Consider the following 26446-nt stretch of genomic DNA (forward strand, 5'->3'; position numbering starts at 1 on the left):
CCGAATGCAAATGGAGAATGGGATGAACGACCAGACAAAAGGCGCCTTCGCCCTGTCGCGCCGCCGGCTGCTGGCCGCCACCGCCGCTGGCGGGCTGGCCGCACCCTGGATCTGGCGCCGGCCCGCCGCGGCTGCCGGCCAGGTGATCATTCGCACGCCGGGCGGCGCTTATGACGATATCATGCGCAGGCATGTCTACGACCCGTTCACCAAGGCCACCGGCGTCCAGGTCACACCGGTCGCCGCGACCTCCGCCAAGCTGCTCGCCATGTTCAAGGCCAAGAGCGTGGAACTGGACGTGATCGACACCGGCGATGGCCAGTTGCTGACGCTGGAGCGCATGGGGGCGCTGGCCCCCATTGCCTATGACAGCTGGAAATGGAGCGACCCGAACGACGTGGTGGCAGAGGTCAAGCAGGCCACCCGCGTCGGCAACTTCATCTATTCCACCGTGCTCGGCTACAACAAGGAAAGCTTCCCCGACGGCAAGCAGCCGAAAGGCTGGGCGCAATTCTGGGACGTGCAACGCTTCCCCGGCCCGCGCATGCTCACCGACATGGCCGCCGGCGCGCCAAGCCTCGAATTCGCGCTGCTGGCGGACGGTGTTCCGCGCGACAAGCTGTATCCGATCGACCTCGATCGCGCGCTTGCCATGATGACGCGCATCCGCCCGCAAATCCGCAAGTTCTGGGACACCGGTGCCCTGTCCGCGCAGATGCTGTTCGACAAGGAAGTGGTTCTCGGGTCGATCTGGAACGGCCGCCTGCAGACGGTGATCGACAAGGGCGCGCCGCTTGGCATGGAGTGGCAGGAGAACATGATCCAGGTGCAGGCGTTGGCGATCTTCAAGGATTCGCCGAACATGGAAAACGCCCAGCGCCTCATCGACTTCCAGATGCAGCCGCAGGTGCAGGCCGGATATTCGCGCGACCTGATGTATGGCCCAACTGTGAAGAAGGCGTTCAACCTGCTGCCGAAGGACGCGCTGGACCGCGCGCCCGGCGGTCCGCAATCGCGCGAGACCGGCTTCTATCAGAACGTCATCTGGTGGGAGGACAACCGCGAGCGGGTGAACCGTGCGTGGTCTCGTTGGTTGCTCGGATGAAGCAGGCGGCCGACGGAGGTATCAGCCTCGACCAGATGACGAAGCGCTACGGGGCGGAAACGGTGGTGGACGGCGTGTCCATCACCATCGCCCCGGGCGAGTTCTTCACGCTGCTGGGCCCCTCCGGCAGCGGCAAGACCACCACGCTGTCGATGATCGCGGGCTTCGTCGAGCCCGATGGCGGGCGCATCCTGTTCGGCGGGCGGGACGTGACGCGCACGCCCTCCCGCTTGCGCGGGCTTGGGATGGTGTTCCAGAACTACGCCATCTTCCCGCATCTGAACGTGTTCGAGAACGTGGCGTTCCCGTTGCGTGTGCGGCGTTCGCCGAAGGCGGAAATCACGCAGCGCGTCGGCGAAGTCATGGAGATGGTGAAGCTGCAGGGGTTCGAGCGGCGGTTCGGGCGCGAGCTCTCGGGTGGTCAGCAGCAGCGCGTCGCCCTGGCGCGCGCGATCGTGGCGCATCCGCCGATCATTTTGATGGACGAGCCGCTGGGCGCGCTCGACAAGAACCTGCGCTACCACATGCAGGTCGAGATCAAGGAGATTCAGCAGCGCCTCGGCCTGACCGTCGTCTACGTGACGCACGACCAGGAAGAGGCGCTGACGATGTCGGACCGCATCGCCATCATGCAAGGCGGCCGCATCGCGCAGATGGGCCCGCCGCGGCAGGTGTACGAACAGCCGGACAGCACGTTTGTCGGCCGCTTCCTGGGCGAGGCGAACCTGATCGCCGCGCGCCGCCAGGGCGCCGACACGATCAGCAAGGCCGGTTCTTCGCTGCGCGCCGCGCAAGGCGCTCTGGGGCTCAACGGCAGCGGATGGATGTTCGTCCGGCCCGAGAAGATCTCGCTCACGGACGCCGGCGGCGCGCCGGGGCAGCGCGTGAACATGTTGACCGGCACCATTCGGCATGCGTCGTTCCTCGGCAACGTCGTCCGCTATGTGGTCGACGCGGGAGCGGACGGCCCGGTGGTTTGCGACGCGGCCAACGCCGCTTCCTCTGCACTGCGGCCGGCCGGCGAGCGCGTCGCCCTGCAATGGCGGCCCGAAGACTGCCGGCTGCTGGCGCAATGAGCGGCGCATGAAGCTCGACCCGCTTGCATCGCTGCTTCTGATTCTGCCGGCGATCGCGCTGTTGGTGCTGGTGTTCCTGGTGCCGATCGGCTGGTTCCTGTGGGCATCCTTCGCCGAGCTCGGCTCGTTCGCCGATATCGTCGCCGAGACGCGGGCCACGCTCGGCTCCGGCGCCGTGGCGGGGGCGATCGTCAATACCAACCTGATCGCGTTGGAAGTGACCCTGCTGGTGCTTCTGATCGGCTATCCGCTCGCCTATGTCCTCAGCCGCGCACGCGGCCTTGCGTTCACGCTGATCCTGATCTGCATCGTGCTGCCGTATTTCACCAGCGTCATCGTGCGCACCTATGCGTGGATGGTGCTGTTGGGCCGCAATGGGCTCATCAATCAGATCCTGCTAGGGCTGGGGCTGGCCGGCGCGCCGGTGGACCTGCTGTATAACCGCACCGGCGTGGTCATCGGGATGACCTATGTCCTGCTGCCCTACATGGTGTTGACGCTGTACGCCGCCATGAAGGCTGTCGATCCACGTCTGCTGCAGGCGGCGGAGGGAATGGGGGCCGGGCCGCTGCGCGTGTTCCTGAAAGTATTCCTGCCGCTGACGCTGCATGGCGTGATCGCGGGTGTGTTGATCGTGTTCATCCTCGGGATCGGCTTCTTCGTGACACCCGCGCTGATGGGTGGTCCTGGCGACATCATGATCGCCACGCTGATCGAGCGTGAGATCGAGTTGACGCAGAACTGGCCGGGGGCGGCGATGATGACACTCGTGCTGCTGGCCGTAACGCTGGTGCTGTACGCGCTCTACAGCCGCGTCGCCGATCTGCGGAAGGGATTCGGCGCATGAACGGCAATGTTCTGCGCGCCACGCTGCTGCGGGTGCTGATTGTGCTGATCTGCATGGGCATGATCGCGCCGATCGTGATCGTTGCGGTCCTGTCCTTCAGCGGCGATGCCTACCTGCAGTTCCCGCCGCGCAGCCTGTCGGTCGCCTGGTACCAGCGCTTTTTGGGCGATGCCCGCTGGCGGACCGCGCTGCTGAACTCGACGATCATCGCGGGCATGACCAGCGTGTTGTCGACAGTGCTCGGGTTCCTGGCCGCCTATGTGATGGCGCGCGGCACCCTGGCCGGGAAGCGCACTTTGGCGGCGCTGCTCATGCTGCCATTGATCGTGCCGCATGTGGTGACGGCGGTGGCGGTGTATTTCCTCTCGGCACGGTTCATGCTGATCGGCTTCCAGCCCTGGATCGCGGTTGCGCATTCGGTTGTCGCATTGCCGGTGGTGTTCGTGATCCTGCAATCGGCGCTGCAGGTGGTGGACCCGAACCTTGAGCGCGCGGCCATGCTGTGCGGCTGCACGCGCTTCGGCGTTTTCCGCCGCGTGGTGATCCCGCTTGCGCTGCCGGCCGTGGTCTCGGCGGCGCTGTTCTCCTTCCTGACCTCGTTCGACGAGGTGGTGATCTCGTTGTTCCTCGCGGGCATTCGCTCCGAGACGCTGCCCGTGCGGATCTGGAACAGCCTGATGCTGGAGATCGAGCCAACCATCGCCGCCGTCAGCACGTTGCTGATTGCACTGACCACGCTCGCATTGGCGCTGGACGGGTTGGTGCGCCGCATCCGTGACCGCCGGGGCAGTCGGACAGCCGCTGCGTGACGCTTGTCGCGCAGCGATCGGCAGGCTGATGAGGGTGCGTGCCCCAGGTCCCGTCCGTTCAGTTTGCGATGACGAGGCTGCTCGCCGGCCTTGACGGGTGCGGCCGATGAGGGCGGCACGGCTGCCCGTGGCCGGCCGATGGCTGCGGCCGGTATCGCACGCCATGCCCTCGCGGCTGACGAAGCCGCCCTGGCCGTACATGACGGTCTGCGGACCTGCGCGCGGGTGGTTGGCGAACACCCGAAGATCAGAGACAGAAAATAAACCCCGACAGGAGTCTGACAGGCTCGCCTGAATTTCCGCCGCTTCGCTTCCAGCCCATTGAGCAGACTGGTGCCGACGCCCGGGATTGAACCGGGACCTACTGATTACGAATACAGTGGTTGAGGGGGTCACCAAGTGTCCAGACCTGTCCCACAATATACGGCAACGTCCATCGAACATCCTGTTAAAGCTTGCATTTTGGTTTCTTAGAGCCGATCAATCCGTCTCCGAACGTCCCGGATTTTCCCGAGGTGTCTCGGCTTCGCTGAAGCCCCATTGAAGCCCCGTGTGAGCAGGAAGGTAGATTGAAATGCCGGTGCGGTTGACCGAGCCAGCGATCAACAAGGCGGCACGTGAGGCAGCGGAACACGGCCAGCGCCGCGACCTGGCGGACACCGGCTGCCCCGGGCTGCGGTTGCGGTTGACCCCTGCAGGCAGCAAGACATGGGTGCTCGCGTGCCGGGACCGGGAGGGGAGGATGCGGCGGTTCCCCTTGGGCTCCTTCCCCGACAAGGGCATCAGTGAGGCCCGTGATGAAGCCCGGGCGCTACGCACAAAGGTCAAGCACGAAGGGGCGGACCCCGTGGCCCAGCGGCGTCGCGAGCGTTCCATCGGCAAGGCTGCGAAGGAGGGTATCGGCACCCTGCAGGCCTTGCTCGACCTCTACGGCAAGCAGCGTGGTGCGGAACTGCGTTCCTGGGATGAGGCGAAGCGCCGGATCGAAGTGGTGTTCAAACCCTTCCTTGCGCGCCCGCTGGCAATGCTGCGGTCAGCGGACCTCCAGATGACCGCGGATGGATACTCGGCTAAGCATGCGGCCGCAGCAGGGGTGCGCTACCTGCGCCCGATACTCAAATGGGCGGCGGCGCCTGGCCGTGCCTATGCGCCGCCAGATCTGGCCAGCCTCTACCCTCCGGTAACAGTCCGGCGCCGGGACCGCGTGTTGGCGCGCGATGAACTGGCGGCCCTGTTGCCCGTGTTGAGGAAGTCAGACCGCCCCTACGCGGCGGCGTTGCGGTTCATGTTGCTGACCCTTGCCCGCCGGGAGGAAGTCGGGCGTGCCCGCTGGCGCGACATCGACATGGACGCGGGCACCTGGACGATCCCGGGCGAGCAGAGCAAGAACGGCCAGTCGCACGTGGTCCCTCTTGCGCCGCAAGCACTGGAACTGCTCCGCACCCGGATGCCCGACAAGCCGAAGCCGGCGGCGCTGGTGTTCGCGACCGGGACTGGCGCAGCGCTCGGAAACTGGGATCGGGAGACGAAGGCGCTGCAGGAGGACAGCAAGACCGCCGGCTGGACCCGCCACGATCTGCGCCGCACCGGGGCAACGATGCTGGGCGAGATGGGCGAACTGCCGGACATCATCGAGGCCGCATTGAATCATGTCTCCATCCGGTCCCCGTTGGCCGCGACGTACAATCGAAGCCGCTACCGACCGCAGGTAGCAGTAGCATTACAGCGGCTCGCTGATGTGTTGGACGGGATCGAAATGGGTGCTGGTGCGGTTGTGCCGCTGCGGCGACCGCCAGCCGGTTGGTCCGGCCGGAGGGACCATGATCTCAACCGGGCGGGATGATGCAGACCTCAAGATGTCCGCCTCCCTGACACTGGCCGCCACAAGCGAATGCGCGGAGCGCTTCACCGCTGCCGGTCGATGTCCCAGCTTCTTGCGTCTCATCCTATCTTGAGTTACTGCTTACTTAGGTTTCTTGCTTGTCCCATTCGGGACCCAGAGTGCGCCCATGGTCGGTGCGCTATAACCCCAGGTGGCTGCCCATGAGGCAGCCGGAGTTATTGCGCATGGCTGCAAACCCCCGTTACGCAAATCTGGTTGGATCGCCGCGCGACTCGGAGCCGGGTGCACTGTCGCCCGAATACGGGCGCATCCCCGAAACGTGCCGCCGCTACGGTCTGTCGAGAAGCCGACTCTATCTGTTGGCTGGCGAGGGGCTGATCCGCTTTGTCAAAGTCGGCGGCGCGACTCTGGTCGACCTGGCCAGCGTACGCGTTTATCTGGCGAATTGCCCGCCTGCGATCATCCGAGCGCCAAAGCCCGCAATCAAGACCAAAGCTTCCGTCTGAACGCAACCGCCGGCCCGGCGGAGTGCGCTCAGACCGGCGTATTATGCGAGATGCTTGGCAGCAGTCGCATGATGCCTGATCGGACGTCAGCACGCAAAGGCTCGGGCCGGTATCTCACATGGTGATGCCGAACATGGGAACCGATGCCCAACCAACTTCCGAAGCTGCGATTTCTCCGCCTACGCTCAATCTGCTGCGGAGAGACAATCGAACAAACGCTGTAACCGAAGTCCTGGCGAGTGAGGTGAGGTCGGGCGAGGCGATGATTGCTATTCTCCCCGACACGACGATCGGACCAGCCAACGAACGCAAAGCTGGCCGATTCCAACATGCGGCAGGTGCTCCACGCAGCCGTCCGCGCCGCAGGAAAAAAGAGCCCGCCGAAATCGACAACATGATTTCGTGGGCCGCAGCACATCCGTCAGGCACAACTCCTCAGGCGCGCCATGTCCAATGATCTAACGGATCGCGCCGCAGAGATCGTCAATGGTGCACTGCAAAGCAATCACTTGCCGACGTCTTCAGACGACGCCTTGGCGTTGGCATTCACGGAAAAATATAGCGGGCAGTATCTTTACGTGCCCGCATGGTCAAGCTGGGTGCGCTGGGACGGTTGCCGCTGGGCCCGCGACGAAACACTGGTCGTTTTCGATCTTGTCCGTCGACTATGCCGAGAGAAGTCTGCGCTGTTGAGAGGTAACGACGCATCCCGGCTGGCCAGCGCGGGCACGATTGCGGCGGTGGAGCGGCTTGCTCGGTCTGATCGCCGTCATGTGCGACGTGCCGATGACTTCGACGCCGATCCTTGGGTCCTAAATACGCCTGGGGGCGTTATCAACCTGCAAACTGAAGAGATGCGTCCCCATCGGCTGAGCGACCTGCACACCAAAGTCGCGGGCGCGATACCTGGTGGCGGGTGTCCACGATGGCTGACGTTTCTGCGCGAAATTACCCACGGCGATGTCGACCTTATCGCTTACCTCCAGCGCTGGGCAGGATACAGCCTGACAGGGATCATCCGGGAAAATGCTTTTCTGTTCGCCTGGGGACCGGGCGGAAACGGCAAATCCGTCCTGCTGGATACGCTCGCTGCTGTCCTGGGGGACTACGCCACAACTGCCATGGCCGACGTGTTCACGGTCGGGCGGAACGAACAACACCCGACGCATGTGGCTAGCCTGCGCGGCGCGCGGATGGTGGTCGTGCCAGAGACGGAGGAAGGCCGTCCCTGGGCGGAGTCCCGGATCAAGTCGATGACCGGGGGAGACCGAATATCGGCGCGCGTGATGCGTGGCGACCCGTTTGAATTTTCACCGCAATTCAAACTGTGGATCGCCGGCAATCATCGGCCATTGCTCCGCAATCCCGATCCGGCAATGCGACGGCGGTTGCATCTAATTCCGATGACCTTTGTGCCCGATAAGCCAGATCGTGGGCTTCCAGAGGCCCTGAAGGCCGAGTTACCCGGCATCCTGGCCTGGGCAATTAAAGGTTGCGTTGCATGGCAACGGGAGGGGCTTGGGGAGCCTGCCATAGTGCGTGACGCAGGGGCAGAATACTTCGCGGAACAGGACAGCATCGCGTCGTGGTTTGACGAACAATGCGTTCGCGACGCCAACGCTACGGCATCCGCCCGCGCCCTTTTCAATGATTGGTCCGACTACGCGAAGGCGCGAGGCGAGGAAGCAGGGACAGAAAAGCGGTTTTCGGAGCGGCTACAACGTCACGCCGCAAAGAAGCGGACGAACAAAGGGGTCGTGTTTCCTGGCATCAAGCTACGATCTTCGGAGAGTGGTGCATGATAGCGGGAGGCAGAGTGTAGGGTTGTGTATGGTTCACTATTTGGACCGTTATACGCGCGTGCGCTTGCGCGGAGCGTCTGAAATAGCAGACCCTACACAAGCCTACACTGCCCCAACGGCAAACTGTTCGATCACGTCAACGTCCGCGCCTCTGTCGTCCACTCGCCGGGAGCGGCGGCCGTTGGACTTGCCACACTTTAGAATGCCCTTCAAAAGCCCTGTACTTACGCGCGGGGTGATTCATGAAGGGGAATGGCTACTCCTGTGGTATCTGACGCGCTTTGGTCGATCATCGAACCGCCACTGCCGCCCCCTGCGGCATAGCTAAGGGGCGGTCACCCGGCGGTGCCGGCGCGTGCAGCGCCCACCGGCATCCTGTTCATTCTTCGCGCGGGCATCCCTTTGGAAATGCTGCCTGCGGAGATGGGGTGTGGATCCGGCGAGACGTGCTGACGGCGGCTGCGCGATTGGCGGGCCGCCGGGGTGCGGGGCCGGCTGCATCGTGAGTTACTCCACAGGCTGCGCGATGCCCAGCGGATCGACTGGAGCCGGGCCTGCTTCGGTCGGTCGGGTTCGGTCCTGTCGCCGCTCCTCCTTTTTTGGCTGCAATGGACGAACTGTCCATGCAGGCCCGGCTCCAGTCAATCCGGTCCGCATCCCGTAAGCGGCGTAGAACTTCGTGGTGCAGGCGTTCCCACACACCGGCCGCCTGTCAGTCCCGCAAGCGCCGCCAGCGAGCGACGCCCGAGCCGCAGCCCATTTCTCGCGGCAGCATCTCCCAAGGGATGCGCGCCGGCTCGATTTCGCTATAGAAATGCAGTCGAGCGACTCCATCGAGATCGTCGCCCGCTCTTTCGATATACCCCGGTCGTGAGAAGTTCGGGCTAACCCGTGAGGCAGGGAACATTCGCAGCTGTCCAATTCACCTCCGCCGACTCCCATCGCTGAGCTTCACGCCGGCGATGTGGTGTAGCGGCGTTAACCCTTCATCGGGGTGAGTTGAGCGGGCGGCGCGTGACGTGACCGGGCCGAACCATTCCTGCGAATACGGCGCTCTTGCCTCTTGCAAACTGCCGGAAATCTGCGAACTTTGTCGGAATGGACGAGAAACGAAATGCAGACGATGTGACTGATACCTGCGAGGATTTCGGCGCCGCGGAAGGCTGCTTGGATCATGACAAGCCGGCCTCACTGGCGGTCGGCCTCCAACCGGCTCTGAATGCCGCGCTCTGGCAGAACCATGTGCCCGTCATCTCGGAGTTGACGTTCATCGCGGGTGGCGGGGCGGATCTAGGCGATGTGACGCTGGAGTTGGCTTGCGAGCCGCCGCTGATCCATCCGCGGACGTGGCGGCTCCAAGATGTTTCTGCCGGCCAGATCCGGGTGGTCCCGGACCTGGATGTGATGGTTGACGGAGCCAAGCTGACCGCGCTGACTGAGGCCATCCGTGCGACGGTGGTGCTGACTGCGCGACGAGATGGGACTGACAGCCCGCCGGTTGCCGTGTTGCAGCGCGATCTTCGCGTGCTGGCGCATAATGAATGGGGCGGCACGGGCGGCATCCCGGACGTGTTGGCGGCCTTCGTAGAACCAAATGATCCGGAGGTCGCGACACTCCTCCGTCAAACTTCGGATCACTTGCGTGCGCTCGGCAAACCGGATGCGCTGGAGGGCTACCAGGCCACCAGCAAGACGCGGATCTGGGAACAGGTGGAGGCGCTCTGGCGGGCGATCTGTGCGCTCGACATTCGCTATGTGAATCCGCCGCCCTCCTTCGAGGAGACGGGGCAACGCATCCGACCGCCCCGGCAAGTCGTGAAGGACCGGCTGGCGACGTGCCTCGATCTGGCCGTGCTGTTCGCCGCCTGTATTGAGGCGATGGGACTGCGCCCGGTGATCGTGGTTGTGAAGGGACATGCCTTCACGGGGCTGTGGCTAACGAGGCACGATTTCGGATCCTCGGTCGCCGACGACGCCCCTGGTCTGCGCACGCGACTGGCGCTGGACGATCTGCTGCTGTTCGAGACTACGCTGGTTTGTGGCCGCGGCCGCACCGGCTTCACCCGCGCCTGTGAGGCCGGCGCCGAGCATGTGGTGGCAGACAAGGATGCGGCATTCGAAGCAGTGATCGACGTGCACCGAGCCCGGCAGCGTCGCATCCGGCCGCTCGCAACGGTCGCCGACGGCTACGCGCGCCAGCCAAATACGATGGCGGAGGGGGCGGCGCTGCCGGAGCTGCCCGTGGAGGAGCCGCCGCCGTTGCGCGACGAGCCGCTCGCGGAGGCGCAGGATGAAGCGACCACCCCGGCCGATCGATTGGCGCGCTGGCGCAAGCGTCTGCTAGACATCTCTGGGCGCAACCGGTTGCTGAACCTGCGCACCGGCGGCAAGCAAGCGCTCGCCATTGACTGTCCCGAGCCCGCAAAGCTGGAGGACTTACTGGCGCAGATGCGCGGCCGGAGCAGGCCGGCGCCGCTGCGCTTCCGTTCCTGGCCAGAGCTCATGACTGGCGCCGATCCGCGCAGCGCCGGCCTGCACCGCTCGCGCCTACAGGAGCCGGCGGATCGTGCGTTCGCGCGCGACGCTTTGGCGCGCAGAGAGCTGGTGGCCGGGCGTGACGAGGCGTCGCTGCTGGCGGTGCTGACCGAGATCTATCGTGCGGCACGAGCGGCCCAGCAGGAAGGCGGCTCCAACACGCTGTTCCTGACCATTGGCACGCTGCTTTGGCGCCAGAAGGGCAAGGACGCGCCCTATCGCGCCCCTATCATCCTGGTGCCGGTGGTGTTGGAGCGCCCGAGTGTGCGTTCAGGCTTCTCCCTTCGGGTGCATGACGACGAGACTCGAATCAATGCCACCCTGCTAGAAATGCTGAAGCAGGAGTTCGCCCTGCGTTTCCCGACACTCGAAGCCGAACGGCCGCCGGAGGATGACGCCGGGGTGGATGTCCAGGGCGTGCTCGATACGTTCCGCGGTAAGCTGCGCGACGTGCCGGGATGGGAAGTGACCGACGACGTCACACTGACGAACCTTTCGTTCACGAAATTCCTGATGTGGAAGGACCTTGGCGACCGTGCCGACGCACTGCGCCAGAGCGAGATAGCGCGTCGATTGATGGACGGATCGGAGGACCGCACACAAGCTCGGGGAGACCATACGGCGACGAAACAGGCGGCGCCGGACATCGACGCGGCTATGGGCGATCTGGTCTGTCCGCTGGAGGCTGACAGCTCTCAGCTCCGTGCGGTCGCAGCTGCGGCCGGCGGCAAGAGCTTCGTCCTGATCGGGCCGCCCGGCACTGGTAAGAGCCAGACGATTGCCAACATCATCGCCAACACGTTGGCGCAGGGCCGCAGCGTTCTATTCGTGGCCGAGAAGCGCTCGGCGCTTGAGGTCGTACAGCGACGTCTACGCAAGGTGAAGTTGGACGATTTCTGCCTCGATCTTTTCTCCGCCAAGACCAGCAAGGTGGCGGTACTGGAGCAGTTGAATCGCACCCAGCAGGCGCGAGAAACGTTCGATGCCCAAGAGTGGCATACTGCCAACGCGGAAGCCGCAGCCTTGCGTGCAGAGTTGAACGGCTACGTACGAGAGTTGCACCAGCGCGGCCACAATGGCTGGACGCCGTTTCGGGCGATCGGTTGCGTGCTGCGCGCAGAGACCGGCGGGGTGCCGGAGGTGTCCTTTGCCTGGCCGGACCCAGACACCCACGATGCGGGCGGCTACCAGCGCCTCGTCGAGCAGGTGGAAGAGGCCGCGGCGACTCTTGCGCAGCTGGGCGACGTTGTCTCGGCGGCCTCGCTGTCCGGCATCGAGATCACGGAGTGGACGCCGCCCTGGCAGGCGCGCCTGTTTGAGGCCGCCGGCGGAACCGCGGCGCGGCTGCTGGTGCTGGCAGACGCCGCTGGCGCGGCAGCGCGGGCGATCGGGCTGGCAACACCTTCATTGTCGCGTTCCTCGATCTTGGCCCTCGACGTCCTGGCGAGTGTACTGCTCGAACCGGCTGCGATCGATGGGGCATGGGCCCTGACCGCCGATGCGGAAGTCACCATGGACGCGGTGCGGGCCGAGGCCAGCCGGATCACTCGTTATCGCGACATTCGGACCACGCTCGAAACCTCCTGGCGGCCTGGCGCAACGGCACTGCCGCTCGCTGAGCTGCAGGAAGCATGGCGGATTGCAACCGATCGCTGGGCGATAGGCCGCGCAATAGCGCAGCGCGCCCTACGCCGCCGCCTTGGCGTTGAGGCCCTTGGGCCGGTGCCAAAGGAGTGTGGGGCCGAGATTGGACGGCTCATCGAGATGCAGCGGATCGAGGCGGCTGCAACTGCTGCTGGTCCTCGCCTTGCGGCATCGCTGGGGCAGCGTTGGTCGGGGATGGAGACCGATTTTGCCCGCATCGAGGCTGGCTTTGCCTGGGCACGGCGGCTGCGTGCCGCTGCTGCGGCCTGCGCTATCGATCCGGTGTCGCTGCTGAAGCTGCGTGAACACCTGCATCGGCTTGTGAGCGACGGCGCCGACCTGCTGGCTCCGACTGGAACGGTCGGGACCGTGCTCGAGAGGTTGCGGGCCGCGTCGGCCGAGGCACATGCGTCCCTGGAGCTACTTGCGTCGCTATGTGGCTCGGACCCAACCACCATTCTCGACCCAGCGCGGGAAGACTGGGCAACGGCATTGGCGACCCATCTGCAGGATTGGACGGGAGCGGCCCGGCTGCTGCGCGATTGGTGCAACTGGCGCGGTGTCGCCCAGCGGATGGATATTGTTGGCCTGACGCCACTGCTGCGGGCGCTGGAAGCCGGTTTGGTTGCTCCCGCGGATGCGGCACGGACATTCGAGGCGAATTACGCCCGCTGGTGGATCGGTCTGGCGGTCGCCAATGCTCCAAGGCTCCGCAGCTTCGTTGCCGCTCAGCATGCGACGCGTATCGAACGCTTCCGGGCTTTGGACGCACGGCTGGTGGCACTGGCGGCACGGCTTACGCGAGCGCGGCTCACCGACGGCATTCCAGATTCGACGCAGCGCGAGCGCGATCCGGAATATACCGTGCTAGCGCGGGAGCTGGCAAAACGCCAACGCCATCTCCCGGTTCGTCAGCTTGCTGCGCGGATGCCGAAGGCCCTCCGGCGTCTCACCCCGTGCCTGATGATGAGCCCGCTCTCGGTGGCGCAGTATCTGCCGACGGAAGCCGAGCCGTTTGATCTCGTGATCTTCGATGAGGCGTCGCAGATTGCCACCTGGGATGCAATCGGGGTGATCGGCCGCGGCCGACAGGTAGTAGTGGTGGGAGATCCGAAGCAACTACCGCCGACACGATTCTTTGAGCGACAGCTGCCTGACGGCGACGCGGGCGGCGAGACGGTCGACGTCGAGGTGCAGGATCTCGAATCTATCCTCGATGAGTGCCTCGGTGTAGGCGTACCCGCGGTCGAGCTGAACTGGCACTACCGTAGCCGGCACGAGAGCCTGATCGCATTCTCCAACCAGGCCTATTATGGCGGGCGGTTGGTAACCTTTCCCTCGCCGGCGACGCACGATACGGCGGTATCATTCCGCTATGTCGTGGATGGTGTCTATGCGCGTGCCGGCGCACGTACCAACCAGGCAGAGGCGCGAGCCGTGGTTGCCGAAGCGCTCGCGGTGCTGCGGGAAACGCTGGCGGGCGGGCCGACACGTTCGGTCGGCATCGTCACATTCAATGCCGAGCAGCAGGGTCTGATAGAGGATCTGCTGGATGCCGCGCGGCGCGATGATCCGGCGCTAGAGCCGTTCTTCTCGGACGACGCACCTGACCCGGTGCTTGTGAAGAATCTCGAAGGCGTGCAGGGCGAGGAACGCGACGTTATGTTGTTCTCGCTTACCTATGGACCGGACGCCACGAGGCGGGTGGCAATGAATTTTGGCCCGCTGAACCAGGCTGGCGGCGAGCGGCGACTGAATGTCGCGGTGACACGGGCCCGGCAGTCGTTGATCGTATTCGGCAGCCTGCGCCCCGACCAGATCGATCTGTCGCGGACCTCGGCGATCGGGGTCGCCCACCTCAAACAGTTTCTTGCCTTCGCTGACCAGGGTGCCCGCGCATTTGCTGCCACTGCGACAGGACCGCTTGGCGATCATGAAAGCCCATTCGAGGTGGCGGTCGCCGAGCGTCTTCGGGGACGTGGCTGGACGGTACATTCGCAGATCGGAGTGTCGGGCTTCCGGATCGACCTCGGCGTGGTAGACCCCGACGCCTCCGGCGCGTTCCTCGCCGGCGTGGAATGTGACGGCGCCACCTATCACCGAGGCGCTACTGCACGAGATCGCGACCGGCTGCGGCAGTCTGTCTTGGAGGACCTTGGCTGGAAGATCCTGCGGATATGGTCCACAGATTGGTGGACGAATGCCGCTCGGGAGACAGAACGCCTGCACGCGGCGTTGGGGTTCGCCCTGGCAGAAGCCAGGGCTCGCCGCGACGAGGAGGTGCCTGCACCCGTCGTGAATAGTGAGCGCATCGCCGGGCCTGATGGTCTCGCGCCGGGAGTCCCGTCTTACGAACGTGTCGGGGCAGCCGGGAACGCAGATGCCAGCGCCGTGGACGACAGCGAAGGGGGCCGGACAGGCGCGTTGCCCGAGCCGGAGCGGTTTTACGACGACGCATATAGGTCGCGTCTTACTGAGTTGGTCAGGCTTGAGCTCAGAGCCGACGGGCCGCTTCGTCAGGATCGGCTAATCCAACGGATCGCGCGCGCGCATGGGTTCCAACGTGCCGGGCGTGAGATCCAGGAGCGGATCATCGCGTCGATACCCGAGGGATCTGCGCGGAGCCGCGATGCCGCCGGGACCTTCGTGTGGCCAACTAACTCGGATCCAGGCGCATGGAATCGCTTCCGCCGACCGTCTCCTGGGGCCAATCGAGATCCAAACGAAATCCCGATTGAGGAGCTTGCCGTGCTGGCTCGTGACTGCCTTCACGAGGCGCAGGACGACGAAATGGTCCTTATGCGCATGCGCGACGCCTGTGGCCTGCAGCAGCTTCGGGAAGTGTCGCGAGAGCGATGTAAACAGGCTATCGCCATCGCACGTTCTGCCTGACCGATATCTGTCGGCCCATCGAGATCAGCAACCTACTCGGCGCTGCGCGCCGACTAGATCATGATGCAAAGGGTGGTATCGGAAGTGCCGATGTCACCGGGGGGCGAGAATCAGCCCACCATCATTCGATCTTGAGTCCGAGCCCTGTTCGCGGCAGTGGACGCCCGCCGCATTCGCACTGTCGGCGGTTTAGCATTTAGCATGCCACGATGGCGTGCAGTCTCCCGGCACGATGGGAGCACAGCATCGCCACCGTCGGCCCCCTCGTAAGCGTCGCGAGGCTGACACATTGCGGCGCGGTGTTCGTCTGTGATGCAAGTCGGCGATGGACGAAGTTTTGCCGCCGCTCGGAACGGATGAGAGCGCTCGTACGAGCAGTCGTACGAGCGGTCGTAACGCGCGGGTGGAAATCATCACGCGCGGCGAGCCGCGGCGACGTTGGACGCCGGAGCAGAAGCGCGAGATCGTTGCGGAGAGCCTGGGTCCCGAGCTGACGCCGACGGAGGTCGCCCGCAAGCACGCCATCAGCTCTGGACAGCTCTATACGTGGCGCCGGGAATTGCTGAACGTGCAGAGCGCGATGGTCACGCGCTCTATGCCGCGATTTGCCGAGGTCGAGCTGGAGGCGGATTCATCGCAGCCGGCGGCCCCCGATCCAACACCCGTGGAGGCATCGCCACCGCCTGCGCCCTCGCTGCCCGTTCGGCCTGATGGGCTGATCGAGCTTGTACCGTCGGGGCGGGGTGGTGGTGCGCGTGGATGCGCATGTTGATGGCCGCGCGCTTCGCCGGGTTTTGGGTGCGCTGGAATGGCGATGATCGCGCTTGCGTCCGGCCTGCGCGTTTATCTGGCGTGCGGGGTCACCGACATGTGCAAAGGCATGACCGGGCTGGCGATGCTGGTGCAGCAGTACCTGGCGGAGGATCCGTTCGGCGGCGCCGTGTTCGCCTTCCGCGGTCGGCGCGCCGGGCTGATCAAGCTGCTGTGGCATGACGGCGTGGGGCTGTGCATGCTGATCAAACGGCTGGAGCAGGGGCAGTTCGTTTGGCCTTCAGCCACCACGACTGGCCGGATTGCGCTGACGTCGGTGCAACTGGCCGCCTTGCTCGACGGATGCGAGTGGCGGGCCCCGGCGCGGCCCCGTAGGCCGGAGCTGGCCGGGTAAAACCACTCCCAGGTCGCGATAAACGCTGGCTCCGGCGCGACGGCATTGTTCATCATTGGGGCGTGCAGATTGACCTGACACCCTGCCGGACGACCCCACCTTGCTGCAGCAAATGCTGCGCGCGGTGCTGCATCAACAGGGTGAGTTGCACGCCGAGAACGACAAATTTCGCCTGCTGATCCGGCGCCTGACGCGCCGCCAGTTCGGCCGCCGGTCCCAGCCGTTCACGGCAGATTAGTTGCAATTCGGGCTGGAGGATCTGGAGCAGACGATCGCCGAGAACCAGGCTGGGAAAGAGGCGGCAACGCCCGCGGCTGCCAAGCCCCGCGCCGAGCGGCTGAGCTGCAATCACGGTGCGCTCCCTGCCCATCTCCCCCGGTATGAGGTGGTGCTCGATGCCGAGCCCGCCGCCTGCCCCTGCTGTGGCGACGCCATGCACAACATCGGCGAGCTGCGCGCCGAGCAACTCGACATCGTGCCTGCTTAGTTGCGCGTGCGTGTCACGCGTCGTCCGCGCTATGCCTGCCGCGCCTGCGAAGGCGCCGTGATATTGGCACCGGCGCCGGAGCGGCCGATCGATGGCGGCATGGCAACCGAAGCACTGATCGCGCATGTGTTGGTCAGCAAATTCTGTGACTCCCTGCCGCTGTATCGCCAGGCGCAGATGCTTGCACGTCAGGGTGTCAGCCTCGACCGCTCGACGCTGAGCAACTGGGTCGGCCGCGCCTGCTGGTGGCTGACGCCGGTCTATGACCTGGTGGTCAGCACGGTGCTGTCCTCCACCAAGCTGTTCGCCGACGACACCAGCCTGCCGGTGCTGGACCCTGGCCGTGGCCGGATCAAAACGGGCCGCCTGTGGTGCTACACGGTTGACGATCGGCCCTGGTGCGGCCCCAGCCACCGGCCGCTGCCTATGTCTACGCAGAGGATCGCCGCAGCATCCGACCGGCGGCCCCTCTGGCGGGGTTCAACGGGGTGCTGCAGGTGGACGGCTATGCCGGGTTCAAACGGCTGACTGGCGATCGTGGCCGACGGCGCGGTGTGCGTGGCCTTTTGCTGGGCGGAGCTGCCCAAGGTTCCGCGTACGCAGCGCGTAGAATGGCAGCGGAGGGACATGCACGCCGGAATTTCTACGAAATCTACCAGTCCACAGGCTCGTTGCTCGCCGCCGATGTGCTGGGGCGCATCCGGACGCTCTACGAGATCGAGGCCGACATACGCGGTCGACCCGCCGAACATCGCCGCGACGTGCGGCAGGGGCGTAGCCGACCGATCGTGGAGGCCGTGCATGACTGGCTGCAGGATCATCTGCCACGTGTCTCCGGCGCGTCGGACTTGGCGGAGGCGATGCGCTACGCGATCCGTCACTGGTCCGGCCTGATCGTGTTCCTTGATGACGGCCGCGTGGAGATGGATACGAACGCTGTGGAACGCGCGATCCGGCCCGTGGCCCTCCGCCGTAAGAACGCACTGTTCGCGGGCCCGGATGGCGGTGCCCGGCACTGGTCGATCGCAATGACGCTGATCAACACGGCGAAGCTGAACGGTGTTGAGCCGATGTCCCACCTGGCCGACGTGTTGGGGCGCATCGTGTCCGGGCGGACCAAAGCTCATGAATTGCCGGCATTGCTGCCCTGGAACTGGCAACCCGAGCACGTGCTGGCAGTGAACGCAGAGCCGTCCGCCATGGCCGCCTGATGATCGACAATCCCATCACGGCGATGGACCTGCTCGACAAGCTGATCGAGGCGCTGCCGTTCCCCGCCCGCCTGACACCGGAACTCCAGGCATCACTCCGCGAGCAAAATCACAGCGGCTCCATTCCGACAAGCCGCCAGGTCATCCTGCTCCACTACATGGGCAACGAGGGCGGCATCCTTTGCAAACTGGATCTCGGGCCGGATGTCGAAAAGACAGCCTTCGTCTCCATCACCCATCTGCGCTTCGACGCCCGCCTGCCTTCGGCGCGAGAAATCACCGCATACCAAAAGCGCCGGGTCAAAAACCTGCAGCGTCAGCCGCGCTGACCTACTGACGTGCTCACCCGTCAATGAAAACGTGACGTGTCGGGGCCGCGACGCTTACGCAGATAGCTGGGGAGTTGATCTCTATGCGGCGCAGGGCTTTGGCCAAAGAGTATCCTCGCGGTCCATTCGCACGATGATGCGGCTTTCGATATCCTGGGCCTGGTCGGGCTGGCTCCTACGGGCGGGGCGAAGAGAGGCGCCTGGCGCAGACGGTCTACACCGGCTTTTAACATCCGCTCGCGCGTTGACGTTTCGTGCGCGTGCGATATATCATGTTTGAAAATCGAACGTGAAACGTACATATGGACGCGACCAAGGATCAATTGGAGGAGATCTTCAACGCAAAGACTCCTCTTCTCATCAGTGCGCTTGAGGCTTGGTTCGAGGAAGAGACCGCATCGATCGACGGCACTGTCCCGGCTGGCGCGCCATCCGGCAGCGGCGGTTCGATCATTGCCATGCGTCCGGCGATCGACTCCAAGCGCGTAATCGATGCGACGTCTGTCACCAAGGAGGTGCTTGGCATTGAACTGCCGCCCGAGATCATCAAGGCGGGGGGCTACGCTAGTTGCGACGAGATGATTGCGGACATCGTGCCCAAGCTTCAGAAGGTATTCGCGGGCGAGATCAAAGTGAAGAAGCGCAAGACGATTAGAGAGCCGGAGAAGGTATGAAAGTGATCTCATGAGCGACGAAACCGAGAGGTGGCGCCAGATCGGCGATCGGCTTCGGCAAGCCCGTGAGTATCTTGAACTTAAGCAGGAGGAGGCCGCCAAGGCGGTAAGCCTCTCGCGCTCAGCACTTTCGCTGGTGGAGAACGGCCGCCGCAAGGTGGATGCAGTCGAACTCGCTCGCTTCGCTCAGATTTATGGTCAGTCAATCGAGGCGCTCACCGGCGTTGCCGAGACGCGGCCATTGCCTGAAAGTGTAAAAGCGCTCGCGCGCGCCGCCACGGAACTGTCGGCCGAAGATCGCGACGAGCTTTTACGTTTTGCCAAGTTCCTCCAGGCGCGCAGTCCACGGGGTGCCAGCCGTGGCTAGGTCGCCCGCCGCCGCCGTACGCTTGGACGCCATCGCCGCAGCAAAGCGCGTGCATCGCGAGCTGGACCTACAGCGGCGGGTGACCGGCGACGCCGGGCAGATCGACGTATTCGAGACGATCGGGGAACTTGATATTCCGCTGGTGTTCAAGCCGCTCACCTCGGCGTTAGGGCTGTGCCTGCCGGCACCGCTTCGCGGCATCATGGTGACAACCCGTCGCGGCCTCCACATCCAGCGCTTCACCGCGGCGCATGAGCTGGGCCATGTCATCCTGGAGCACCATGGGAGCGTCGACTGCGAGATCCTGGAGCGAGGCCCGTTCGCGCCGACCGGTAGTCGAGATCTACAGGAGGTTGCGGCCGACGCCTTCGCCGCCGAGTTTCTACTGCCCCGCTGGCTGTATCGGCACCATATCCGGTCGCAGGGCTGGACAGTTAACGGCCACCTCCGCAACCCCGATGTCGTCTATCAGCTCTCCCTTCGCATGGGGGCGAGCTATGAGGCGACCTGCTGGGGACTCGTCAGCCACCAGATTCTGCCACAGGGCGAGGTGGACGCACTGCGCAAGGTGCCCGTTGCGCGGCTGAAATCGAAGCTTGGCGGCGAGTTCAAGCCAAGGAATTCCTGGGCGGATGTCTGGCGGCTCACTAACAAGGATAACGGGGCCCGTGTCGTCGGCAACCCGGACGACCTGCTTCGCATCGAGCTCGAGGAGGCCGCCGGCAGCGGCTACCAATGGGAAGTTGAGGCCCTCCGGGGGGCGGGCTACCTAATCCTGTCCGACGAGTCGGCCTTCTCCCGCGATCCGCTTCTTTACGGCGCGCGGGCGGTGCGCATCCTTATCGCCCGGCCGCCAGCGGCCGGTGTTGGCACCGTGACCCTGCGCGAGACCCAGTTGTGGGGGAACGGTGCAGCGGACGATCCTGCCTTCTCGGTCGCACTGGCGCTGCAGGGCCCTGAACTCGGCGGCCTGTCGCGCGCCGACCGCCGTCGCTTGGGACTGCAGCCTTGATCGTTCCGACCGTCGATCTCCGTCCCGACTTGCTGCCGATCCGACACCAGAGGCGCCGCCAGTCATGTCTGGCTTTCGCCAGTTCGACCGCACACGAGCATCAGGCCAGGCCCGGCGAGCATTTTTCGGTCGAGTTTCTTTTTTACCACGCTGTCGCGCGCACCCCGGGTTCGGACCCGTCGGCCGGGACGACGATGGCGGCGACCGCCTCGGCCCTGGCCGATGCGGGGCAGCCGGTCGAGACCGCTTGGCCCTATAGCCCCATCCAGGTCGCGCCCTGGGCGCCACCGGCGGTCACCACAACGCTCCACAAGGCAACGATCGTGCCCGGCAAGTTCATCTTTGGCGACATCATCGCCGCGCTCGATCAGGGGCGGCCGATCATCCTCGGTCTCGTCATTACCGACGCCTTCTACCGCCCCGACGTCTTCGGCCGGGTTCGGGATGAAAATCCTGACACCGAGCGGGGCGGTCACGCCGTACTCGCCATTGGCCACAACGTCGGCGCCGGCGGCACACCCGCTCTGCTCATCCGAAACAGTTGGGGTGAGAGCTGGGGGCTTGGCGGCTACGCCTGGCTCTCTCGTGCCTATGTCGACCGCCAGCTTCATGAAACCGCTGTACTGACCTAGGAGGTTGCGATGGAATTGATCAAGGGCCAAACGGTTCCCGCAGTTTGGCTCGCCGCGGTTGAGCATCTGACCGGCTGCCCAGACGGGGAAGACTTCGACGTCTTCCTGCACGTGGCCGAACCTACCAAGCTGTCCGAACAGGACGCCGCCGTCTACAACGAGGTGGATGGCTTCTTGAAGTCGCGGGGGGCTTTTGGCGTCCACACCGTCGCGGAAACCATCTTCCCGCTCGACGAGTATCTGCATGGCGGCGCGCGAGGCGTCTTTGACGACTTTCCGCCGAAGATCCGTGCCATTCATAATGCGCGCGACGACGGTAACTGGGGCAGTTACGCGCTGCGAATCCTGCGCCAGAAAGATTTCAATGGCGCAACCTTCAACCCGCTTGAGCAGATGGTTGAGAAGATCAAGAACTACGGTAAGTACCGGGCGTCATTCGAGCTTGGCCAGGGCCGCTTGTTCGAGGACGACATCCCGATCTACGACCCGGCGACGGATCGCAAGCGCCTTTACGGCGGCCCCTGCCTCAGCCACCTCAGCATCAAGGTGCATGACGGCAAGGTCCGGTTCAATGCGACCTACCGCTCGCACTACTATGTTCGGCGTCTCCTCGGCAACCTGGTCGGCCTTGGCCGGCTCCAATACTTCCTCGCGCGGGAAACCGGGCTCGAACTCGGGCCGCTGACCATCAATTCAACCTTTGCTCGCCTCGATACCGGATCTGGCACCGGCATCGGTGGCCACTGGGGCAAGCGGGACGTCGATGGGCTGATCGCGCGGTGCCGCGCAATCTACGACGCGACACGCGCGGCTGCGGCCTGAAGGGGCGACTGTCATGACCGTCAGGGACCAACTTCTCGCGCTTCAATGGACACAGCTCAAGCATGACGAGGCCTATCACAAGGACGTCGTCATCCTGCCGCTCGCGCAGCGCATCAAGCACATGGCACTGCATAACGCGAAATACACCGCCCATCTCTTCGAAGTGGCGGAGACGGGCGATGAGGCTCGGCTCATCAAGACGCTCACAGACGCCTTCATCATTTCGCTCGCTAGCGCCAACACCCTGAACCAGGACCTCGGCGGCGAGCTCGGTGAGGCTGCCGTCGCTGCCACGTCCCTTCCGGCCCTGGGCGCCGATCTGACCGTAGAGCTCGCGCGGAGCGACGCCGACCCGCTCTGGCTGGTGCGGGCGTTTGCCCGGCAAAATGGTCAACTCGCCAAGGCCTGCGAGTCCTGGGACCATCTGGAGAGCGTGCCGTTTCGCGACTTGATGCGGAGTTGCAATGTCGCCATTTTGAAGGCCGTATTGGTTGAAGCCAGCGCTCGTGAACTCGATCTCGCCGAAGCTTACAGGGCGCGCATCCGCGAGGTGGAGACCCGCTCGATCTTCGATGGCCACTATCGGGAAGGTGCGGGAGGGGAGGCCTAATGTTCTGGGGCGGCGAGCGCCTGAAGGCGCAGCTGGGCGCGCTGATCAGCGACTATGATCCCCAGCGTGTGGATCGGGCCGCCTATCGCCTCCGAATCGGTTCTGAGGTCTATGTCTCGCCGACCGGCGAGCCTAATGATCCCCGTAATAAGCCGAAGACCCAACTCACTTTCAGCCAAGGCTTCACCATTCCGGCCGGTCAGTTCGGCTTCGTCCTGACCGAAGAGCGGGTCAAGGTACCCAAGGAGGCGATCGCCTTCATCTCGATCCGAGCCAAGTATAAGTTCCGTGGGCTGGTCAATGTGTCGGGGTTCCACGTTGATCCCGCCTATGAGGGACGGCTGCTCTTCTCCATCTTCAATGCCGGGCCTGGACCAGTGCATTTGTCGCAAGGTGAGGAGTGCTTCCTGATTTGGTACGCGGACCTGGACCAGCCATCGGATCTCCCTATAAAGAACGGGTTCGACAGCATCCCCTCAGAGCTGACTGGCCCGATCGCTGGCGGCCTACAGTCCTTCGCGAGCCTGCTGTCCAAGATTAACGAGAACGACAAGAAGGTGGGCGACCGCGTCAGCGTGGTCGAGCGCGAGCAGGCGGTGCTGAAATGGGCGACGGCGCTCGTGGTAGGTGCGGTGCTGACGCTTGGGCTTAAAGACTGTTCCTTGAGCCGGGCCAGCACTGCTTTGCAGACCAGCGCGACCAGTGCGGTCCCCGCCCCGCCGACGGGTACGCCGCCCGCCGCGCGACCACTTGGCGCGACGACCCCGCAGGGGAATACCTCTGCGCCCCCACCTCATGCCGGGGGCAAACCCTGACGCGATGGCCGTCATCGAAGAGTTAACGGCGTCTCCAAAGCCCGCTAGGTTGAGCCGACTTTTAGTTCGGCGTATGGGCGATGCACCATCAGGCCGCTCGCCGGGCCGCCTCGCGCGCACCAGTTTAGGGACTTATGGATCCGACACCTGTCTTCAACAGCTATTGGCGGTTTGCGGCCGAACGCCAGGCCATGTTCTTCCGGCGACTGAGCGACCCTGTCGGTCCCTGGACGGACGATCCGGTTCTGGCGATGTATCGTTTCACTAACGCCTATCGCGCCAGCGATCGGGTGAGCCAGTATCTGATCCGCGAGGTGCAGTATCACCCGGATCGGCCGGCGACGCCGCCAGAGCTCTTCTTTCGCACGCTCCTGTTCAAGTTGTTCAATCGAGTCGAGACCTGGGAAGCGCTGGAGCGCCAGCTTGGCCCGATCGTGTGGGAGACCACCGACCTTAACGCCGTGGCGCGAACGCTCGACGAGTTGATGGCGCAGGGCAAGCGGATTTACTCGGCAGCCTATATCATGCCTGCCCCGGCGTTCGGCCACCCGCGCAAGCACGCCAACCATCTGGCGCTGTTGGCTCAGATGATGGAGGACCGGCTGCCCGAGCGGGTCCGTCAGGCCCCCACGCTGCGCGTCGTCTATGAGCAGCTGGCGCGCTATTCCGGCATCGGGCGGTTTTTGGCGTTCCAGTACACGATCGACCTCAATTACTCGACGCTGCTGACGCGCTCGGAAGACGACTTTGTGGTCGCCGGTCCGGGCGCGCTCGACGGCATCGCCAAATGCTTCTCGAACACGGGGGGGCGTGACGCGGAAGCGGTGATCTTTTGGGCGTGCGACCAGCAGGAACGTGCCTTCGCCGCGGCCAATCTGGCGTTTTCGACCCTGTACGGGCGTCGCCTGAAGCCGATTGATTGTCAGAATCTGTTCTGTGAAATCTCAAAATATGCGCGTGTCGCCCACCCAGACCATCCGGGGCTGTCGGGTCGCACCCGCATCAAGCAGAGCTATCGGCGCGATCCGCAACCTCTGCCTGTCCCAATGTATCCACCGCGCTGGGGCTTGAAGGTGGGCGATCACGAAACGGCGGGCGCGTCCGCGGCGACCCGCCGCAAAATGGGTCTCTTGTTATGAGCCAGACCGACTCGACCCCGCCGATCCCACCTGCTCAACCACAGCTGGGCTGGTTAGTTCGCATTGCCTTCAGCGGGTTGGCGGCAATCGGCTTGGTCGTCCTCTGGCGGCTGTGGCGCTTGGCCGCCGAGGTGCCCGCCATGGAATTGGGGGGCCTCGTCGCGCGACATGGGGCCGTCCTGATCGGAGTTCCCGCGGCGGCAGTGCTCGCCTTATTCCTGATTGGCATTGTACGCGCGATCGATGGGCCAATAGAGTTCGACGTGCTTGGTCTGCGGGCCAGAGGTGCGGGGGCGGCAATCATTCTCTGGATCGCGGCCTTTGTGGCGATTGGCCTGTCGATTCGAGCGGTTTGGTAGTGGGCTCAGTGATCATTGGCGCTGGTACGGACCTTTGCTATATCGAACGGATCAGGCGTTCGTTGCGCCGCTTCGGTGACGCGTACCTCGAGCAGCTATTCACGAAAGATGAGCGAGCACCGCACGGGTCCGGCGTCGATCTCGCCACTTTCTATACCCGCGCTTTCTGTGGCAAGGAGGCGTGCGCTAAGGCGCTGGGCACCGGGCTCGCGAACGGAGTTGGTTGGCGCGACATCGAAGTCTTGCAGACCCAGAACTGCGCTACGCTGCGGCTCTCTAATGGTGCGTTCGAGCGGCTGCGGCAGCTGACCCCAACAGGGCGTCGCGCGACGCTTCACGTCACTTGCGCGAGTGATCAGCAAATGGCGCAGGCCTTTGTGGTCATCTCGGCATTCTAGCAGAATGCGGAAATTCGGCTTCCCGGCGCAAACGATAATCTGAGTCGCTCATGTCGGGAGCGATGGACGGTGTCGGCATGCGCGGAGCGGATGAGCAGAGCGTGGCGCTGTTCAGCTACTTAAGCCCTGACGTGCTGGCGCCGCGGGACCATCCACTGCGGTCGATCTGGCCGCTGGTGAATGCGGCGCTGGCGCAGTTCTCGCCCAAGTTCGACGCGCTCTACGCTGGCAGTGGCCGGAACTCGATCGCCCCGGAGAAACTGCTGCGGGCGCTGCTCCCGCAAGCCTTCTACGGCGTTCGGTCGGGACGCCAGCTGATGGAGCAGGTCATCTACAATATGCTGTTCCGCTGGTTCATCGGCCTGTCAATGGACGCGCCGGTGTGGGACGTGACGGTGTTCACCAATAACTGCGAGCGCCTGCTGGCCTGCGATATCGCGGTGTCGTTCCTGCTGGCGGTGATGGGCGATCCGGCGGTCAAGCAGCTGCTGTTGACCGAGCATTTCTCGGTGGGCGGTCCGCTGATCGAGGCGTGGGCCTCGATGAAGAACTTTCGGCGCAAGCACGGCAGCGACGATGATCCGTCTGGACCCGGCCGCAACGCCGAGCGTGACTTCCGCGGCGAGAAGCGGAGCAACGAGACGCACGCCCCGACCACCGACCCGGACGCCCGGCTCTATCGCAAGTCGGATGGCCAGCCGTCGCGGCTGTGCTTCATGGGGAACCTGCTGATCGAGAACCGCCACGGGCTAATCATCGATGTCCGCACCACGCATGCGACCGGGCGGGCGGAGCACGAGACGGTTGAAGCGATTATCCAGGCTGCCAAGCGCGGGCGACGGGCGACGCTGGGCGCGGACAAGGCCTATGACGCGGCCGAGCACATTGCCCGCTTGCGCGCCATCGGCGTCATGCCGCTCGTGACCCAGCACGGGTCCGGGCGGCGCTCAGCGATCGATGGCCGCACCACACGGCATGCCGGGTATGGGATCAGCCAGCACCTGCGCAAGCGGATCGAGAAGTCGGTCGGCTGGATCCGGGCGACGGCCGGGCTGCGCCACACCCGGCATCGCCGCCTGGCGCGGGTCGGCTGGGTCGTCACGCTGACGGCAGCGGCCTGCAACCTGGTGCGCCTGCCCAAGCTGCTGGCGAGCGCGGCGTGACCAAGCGGCAGGTCCGCAAGGTGCTGGGCCGGTGGCGGACCACCGGCATGAACCTGTGGGAGGCCGGCTATCTCGACATACTCGGCCCGGCCCACTTCCGGCTCGGCCGCGATGGTGGCCACATCGCGTTCGGCCCGATCTCGAGCCGGATGGCACATTGAGCGGCGAAATCCGCTTAAACAATGGTGGCGAGGCGACATTTAC

General features: G+C 64.6%; 23 protein-coding genes and 2 pseudogenes. 24 read left to right on the forward strand and 1 reads right to left on the reverse strand.

What is annotated here, in order from left to right:
- Positions 1-22 precede the first annotated feature (22 nt).
- The 7 genes from OL599_RS08775 to OL599_RS08805 all read left to right on the forward strand — a co-directional run bounded on the left by OL599_RS08775 (position 23) and on the right by OL599_RS08805 (position 7988).
- Positions 23-1105, forward strand: a complete 1083-nt coding sequence (locus tag OL599_RS08775) for an ABC transporter substrate-binding protein (RefSeq protein WP_264713321.1) — start codon at positions 23-25, stop codon at positions 1103-1105.
- Complete coding sequence (locus OL599_RS08780; RefSeq protein WP_264713322.1) at positions 1102-2181, forward strand: ABC transporter ATP-binding protein; 1080 nt, start codon at positions 1102-1104, stop codon at positions 2179-2181. Before OL599_RS08775 ends, OL599_RS08780 begins: the two co-directional genes overlap by 4 nt.
- Before the next feature lie 7 nt (positions 2182-2188).
- Positions 2189-3028, forward strand: a complete 840-nt coding sequence (locus OL599_RS08785; RefSeq protein ID WP_264713323.1) for an ABC transporter permease — start codon at positions 2189-2191, stop codon at positions 3026-3028.
- Positions 3025-3837 (forward strand): ABC transporter permease, encoded by an 813-nt coding sequence (locus OL599_RS08790; RefSeq protein WP_264713324.1) that lies wholly within the window; start codon positions 3025-3027, stop codon positions 3835-3837. The genes OL599_RS08785 and OL599_RS08790 overlap by 4 nt, the downstream gene beginning before the upstream one ends.
- A gap of 586 nt (positions 3838-4423) precedes the next feature.
- A complete protein-coding gene (locus OL599_RS08795) occupies positions 4424-5680 on the forward strand; it encodes a tyrosine-type recombinase/integrase (RefSeq protein WP_264713325.1) in 1257 nt (418 codons plus the stop codon).
- A 200-nt stretch (positions 5681-5880) separates the two neighbouring features.
- Positions 5881-6186 (forward strand): helix-turn-helix domain-containing protein, encoded by a 306-nt coding sequence (locus OL599_RS08800; RefSeq protein ID WP_264713326.1) that lies wholly within the window; start codon positions 5881-5883, stop codon positions 6184-6186.
- A 446-nt stretch (positions 6187-6632) separates the two neighbouring features.
- Positions 6633-7988, forward strand: coding sequence for a phage/plasmid primase, P4 family (locus tag OL599_RS08805; protein ID WP_264713327.1), 1356 nt, complete (start codon positions 6633-6635; stop codon positions 7986-7988).
- Between the two features lie 538 nt (positions 7989-8526).
- Here OL599_RS08805 and OL599_RS08815 read toward each other — a convergent pair.
- A pseudogene (locus OL599_RS08815) lies at positions 8527-8775 on the reverse strand (IS5/IS1182 family transposase); the annotation flags it as partial.
- A 311-nt stretch (positions 8776-9086) separates the two neighbouring features.
- On the opposite strand from OL599_RS08815, the gene OL599_RS08820 reads away from it, so the two are divergent.
- The 17 genes and pseudogenes from OL599_RS08820 (at position 9087) to OL599_RS08900 (ending at position 26403) form a co-directional block, all read left to right on the forward strand.
- Positions 9087-15059 (forward strand): DUF3320 domain-containing protein, encoded by a 5973-nt coding sequence (locus tag OL599_RS08820; protein ID WP_264713328.1) that lies wholly within the window; start codon positions 9087-9089, stop codon positions 15057-15059.
- 325 nt (positions 15060-15384) lie between these two features.
- Entirely contained in the window at positions 15385-15831 is a 447-nt protein-coding gene (gene tnpA / locus OL599_RS08825) for an IS66-like element accessory protein TnpA (protein ID WP_264713329.1), read from the forward strand.
- A gap of 36 nt (positions 15832-15867) precedes the next feature.
- Positions 15868-16224 carry an IS66 family insertion sequence element accessory protein TnpB gene (gene tnpB / locus OL599_RS08830; protein WP_408886922.1) on the forward strand — a complete coding sequence of 119 codons (357 nt, stop codon included), beginning with the start codon at positions 15868-15870 and terminating at the stop codon, positions 16222-16224.
- A gap of 112 nt (positions 16225-16336) precedes the next feature.
- Positions 16337-17922 (forward strand): annotated as a pseudogene (tnpC, locus tag OL599_RS08835) (IS66 family transposase).
- On the forward strand, positions 17922-18251 hold the full coding sequence (locus OL599_RS08840) for a hypothetical protein (protein ID WP_264713330.1): 330 nt from the start codon (positions 17922-17924) through the stop codon (positions 18249-18251). The pseudogene tnpC and the gene OL599_RS08840 overlap by 1 nt, the downstream one beginning before the upstream one ends.
- Before the next feature lie 302 nt (positions 18252-18553).
- On the forward strand, positions 18554-18925 hold the full coding sequence (locus OL599_RS08845) for a hypothetical protein (protein ID WP_264713331.1): 372 nt from the start codon (positions 18554-18556) through the stop codon (positions 18923-18925).
- Positions 18926-18935: 10 nt separating this feature from the next.
- Complete coding sequence (locus OL599_RS08850) at positions 18936-19292, forward strand: helix-turn-helix domain-containing protein (RefSeq protein WP_264713333.1); 357 nt, start codon at positions 18936-18938, stop codon at positions 19290-19292.
- A gap of 22 nt (positions 19293-19314) precedes the next feature.
- Positions 19315-20304, forward strand: coding sequence for an ImmA/IrrE family metallo-endopeptidase (locus OL599_RS08855; protein WP_264713334.1), 990 nt, complete (start codon positions 19315-19317; stop codon positions 20302-20304).
- On the forward strand, positions 20301-20936 hold the full coding sequence (locus tag OL599_RS08860) for a C1 family peptidase (RefSeq protein ID WP_264713335.1): 636 nt from the start codon (positions 20301-20303) through the stop codon (positions 20934-20936). Before OL599_RS08855 ends, OL599_RS08860 begins: the two co-directional genes overlap by 4 nt.
- A 9-nt stretch (positions 20937-20945) precedes the next feature.
- Positions 20946-21758 carry a thymidylate synthase family protein gene (locus OL599_RS08865; protein WP_264713336.1) on the forward strand — a complete coding sequence of 271 codons (813 nt, stop codon included), beginning with the start codon at positions 20946-20948 and terminating at the stop codon, positions 21756-21758.
- 13 nt (positions 21759-21771) lie between these two features.
- Complete coding sequence (locus tag OL599_RS08870) at positions 21772-22368, forward strand: hypothetical protein (RefSeq protein ID WP_264713337.1); 597 nt, start codon at positions 21772-21774, stop codon at positions 22366-22368.
- Entirely contained in the window at positions 22368-23183 is an 816-nt protein-coding gene (locus OL599_RS08875; protein ID WP_264713338.1) for a dCTP deaminase domain-containing protein, read from the forward strand. Before OL599_RS08870 ends, OL599_RS08875 begins: the two co-directional genes overlap by 1 nt.
- A 134-nt stretch (positions 23184-23317) precedes the next feature.
- On the forward strand, positions 23318-24322 hold the full coding sequence (locus tag OL599_RS08880) for a nucleotide kinase domain-containing protein (protein ID WP_264713339.1): 1005 nt from the start codon (positions 23318-23320) through the stop codon (positions 24320-24322).
- Positions 24319-24681: a hypothetical protein gene (locus tag OL599_RS08885; RefSeq protein WP_264713340.1), complete on the forward strand. Its 363-nt coding sequence runs from the start codon at positions 24319-24321 to the stop codon at positions 24679-24681. Before OL599_RS08880 ends, OL599_RS08885 begins: the two co-directional genes overlap by 4 nt.
- On the forward strand, positions 24681-25079 hold the full coding sequence (acpS, locus tag OL599_RS08890) for a holo-ACP synthase (protein ID WP_264713341.1): 399 nt from the start codon (positions 24681-24683) through the stop codon (positions 25077-25079). The genes OL599_RS08885 and acpS overlap by 1 nt, the downstream gene beginning before the upstream one ends.
- A 77-nt stretch (positions 25080-25156) precedes the next feature.
- Entirely contained in the window at positions 25157-26242 is a 1086-nt protein-coding gene (locus OL599_RS08895; protein ID WP_264713342.1) for an IS5 family transposase, read from the forward strand.
- Positions 26239-26403 carry a hypothetical protein gene (locus OL599_RS08900; RefSeq protein ID WP_264713343.1) on the forward strand — a complete coding sequence of 55 codons (165 nt, stop codon included), beginning with the start codon at positions 26239-26241 and terminating at the stop codon, positions 26401-26403. The genes OL599_RS08895 and OL599_RS08900 overlap by 4 nt, the downstream gene beginning before the upstream one ends.
- The last annotated feature ends 43 nt before the right edge of the window (positions 26404-26446 follow it).

Source organism: Limobrevibacterium gyesilva (genome assembly GCF_025989185.1).
Lineage (GTDB): Bacteria > Pseudomonadota > Alphaproteobacteria > Acetobacterales > Acetobacteraceae > Limobrevibacterium > Limobrevibacterium gyesilva.

Excerpts from the sequence above, each read along its gene's own strand:
- OL599_RS08775 (WP_264713321.1), top strand. The coding sequence starts at position 23 with ATGAACGACCAGACAAAAGGCGCCTTCGCCCTGTCGCGCCGCCGGCTG.
- OL599_RS08780 (WP_264713322.1), top strand. The coding sequence starts at position 1,102 with ATGAAGCAGGCGGCCGACGGAGGTATCAGCCTCGACCAGATGACGAAG.
- OL599_RS08785 (WP_264713323.1), top strand. The coding sequence starts at position 2,189 with ATGAAGCTCGACCCGCTTGCATCGCTGCTTCTGATTCTGCCGGCGATC.
- OL599_RS08790 (WP_264713324.1), top strand. The coding sequence starts at position 3,025 with ATGAACGGCAATGTTCTGCGCGCCACGCTGCTGCGGGTGCTGATTGTG.
- OL599_RS08800 (WP_264713326.1), top strand. The coding sequence starts at position 5,881 with ATGAGGCAGCCGGAGTTATTGCGCATGGCTGCAAACCCCCGTTACGCA.
- OL599_RS08805 (WP_264713327.1), top strand. The coding sequence starts at position 6,633 with ATGTCCAATGATCTAACGGATCGCGCCGCAGAGATCGTCAATGGTGCA.
- OL599_RS08820 (WP_264713328.1), top strand. The coding sequence starts at position 9,087 with ATGGACGAGAAACGAAATGCAGACGATGTGACTGATACCTGCGAGGAT.
- tnpA (WP_264713329.1), top strand. The coding sequence starts at position 15,385 with ATGGACGAAGTTTTGCCGCCGCTCGGAACGGATGAGAGCGCTCGTACG.
- tnpB (WP_408886922.1), top strand. The coding sequence starts at position 15,868 with ATGGCGATGATCGCGCTTGCGTCCGGCCTGCGCGTTTATCTGGCGTGC.
- OL599_RS08840 (WP_264713330.1), top strand. The coding sequence starts at position 17,922 with ATGATCGACAATCCCATCACGGCGATGGACCTGCTCGACAAGCTGATC.
- OL599_RS08845 (WP_264713331.1), top strand. The coding sequence starts at position 18,554 with ATGGACGCGACCAAGGATCAATTGGAGGAGATCTTCAACGCAAAGACT.
- OL599_RS08850 (WP_264713333.1), top strand. The coding sequence starts at position 18,936 with ATGAGCGACGAAACCGAGAGGTGGCGCCAGATCGGCGATCGGCTTCGG.
- OL599_RS08865 (WP_264713336.1), top strand. The coding sequence starts at position 20,946 with ATGGAATTGATCAAGGGCCAAACGGTTCCCGCAGTTTGGCTCGCCGCG.
- OL599_RS08870 (WP_264713337.1), top strand. The coding sequence starts at position 21,772 with ATGACCGTCAGGGACCAACTTCTCGCGCTTCAATGGACACAGCTCAAG.
- OL599_RS08875 (WP_264713338.1), top strand. The coding sequence starts at position 22,368 with ATGTTCTGGGGCGGCGAGCGCCTGAAGGCGCAGCTGGGCGCGCTGATC.
- OL599_RS08880 (WP_264713339.1), top strand. The coding sequence starts at position 23,318 with ATGGATCCGACACCTGTCTTCAACAGCTATTGGCGGTTTGCGGCCGAA.
- OL599_RS08885 (WP_264713340.1), top strand. The coding sequence starts at position 24,319 with ATGAGCCAGACCGACTCGACCCCGCCGATCCCACCTGCTCAACCACAG.
- OL599_RS08895 (WP_264713342.1), top strand. The coding sequence starts at position 25,157 with ATGCGCGGAGCGGATGAGCAGAGCGTGGCGCTGTTCAGCTACTTAAGC.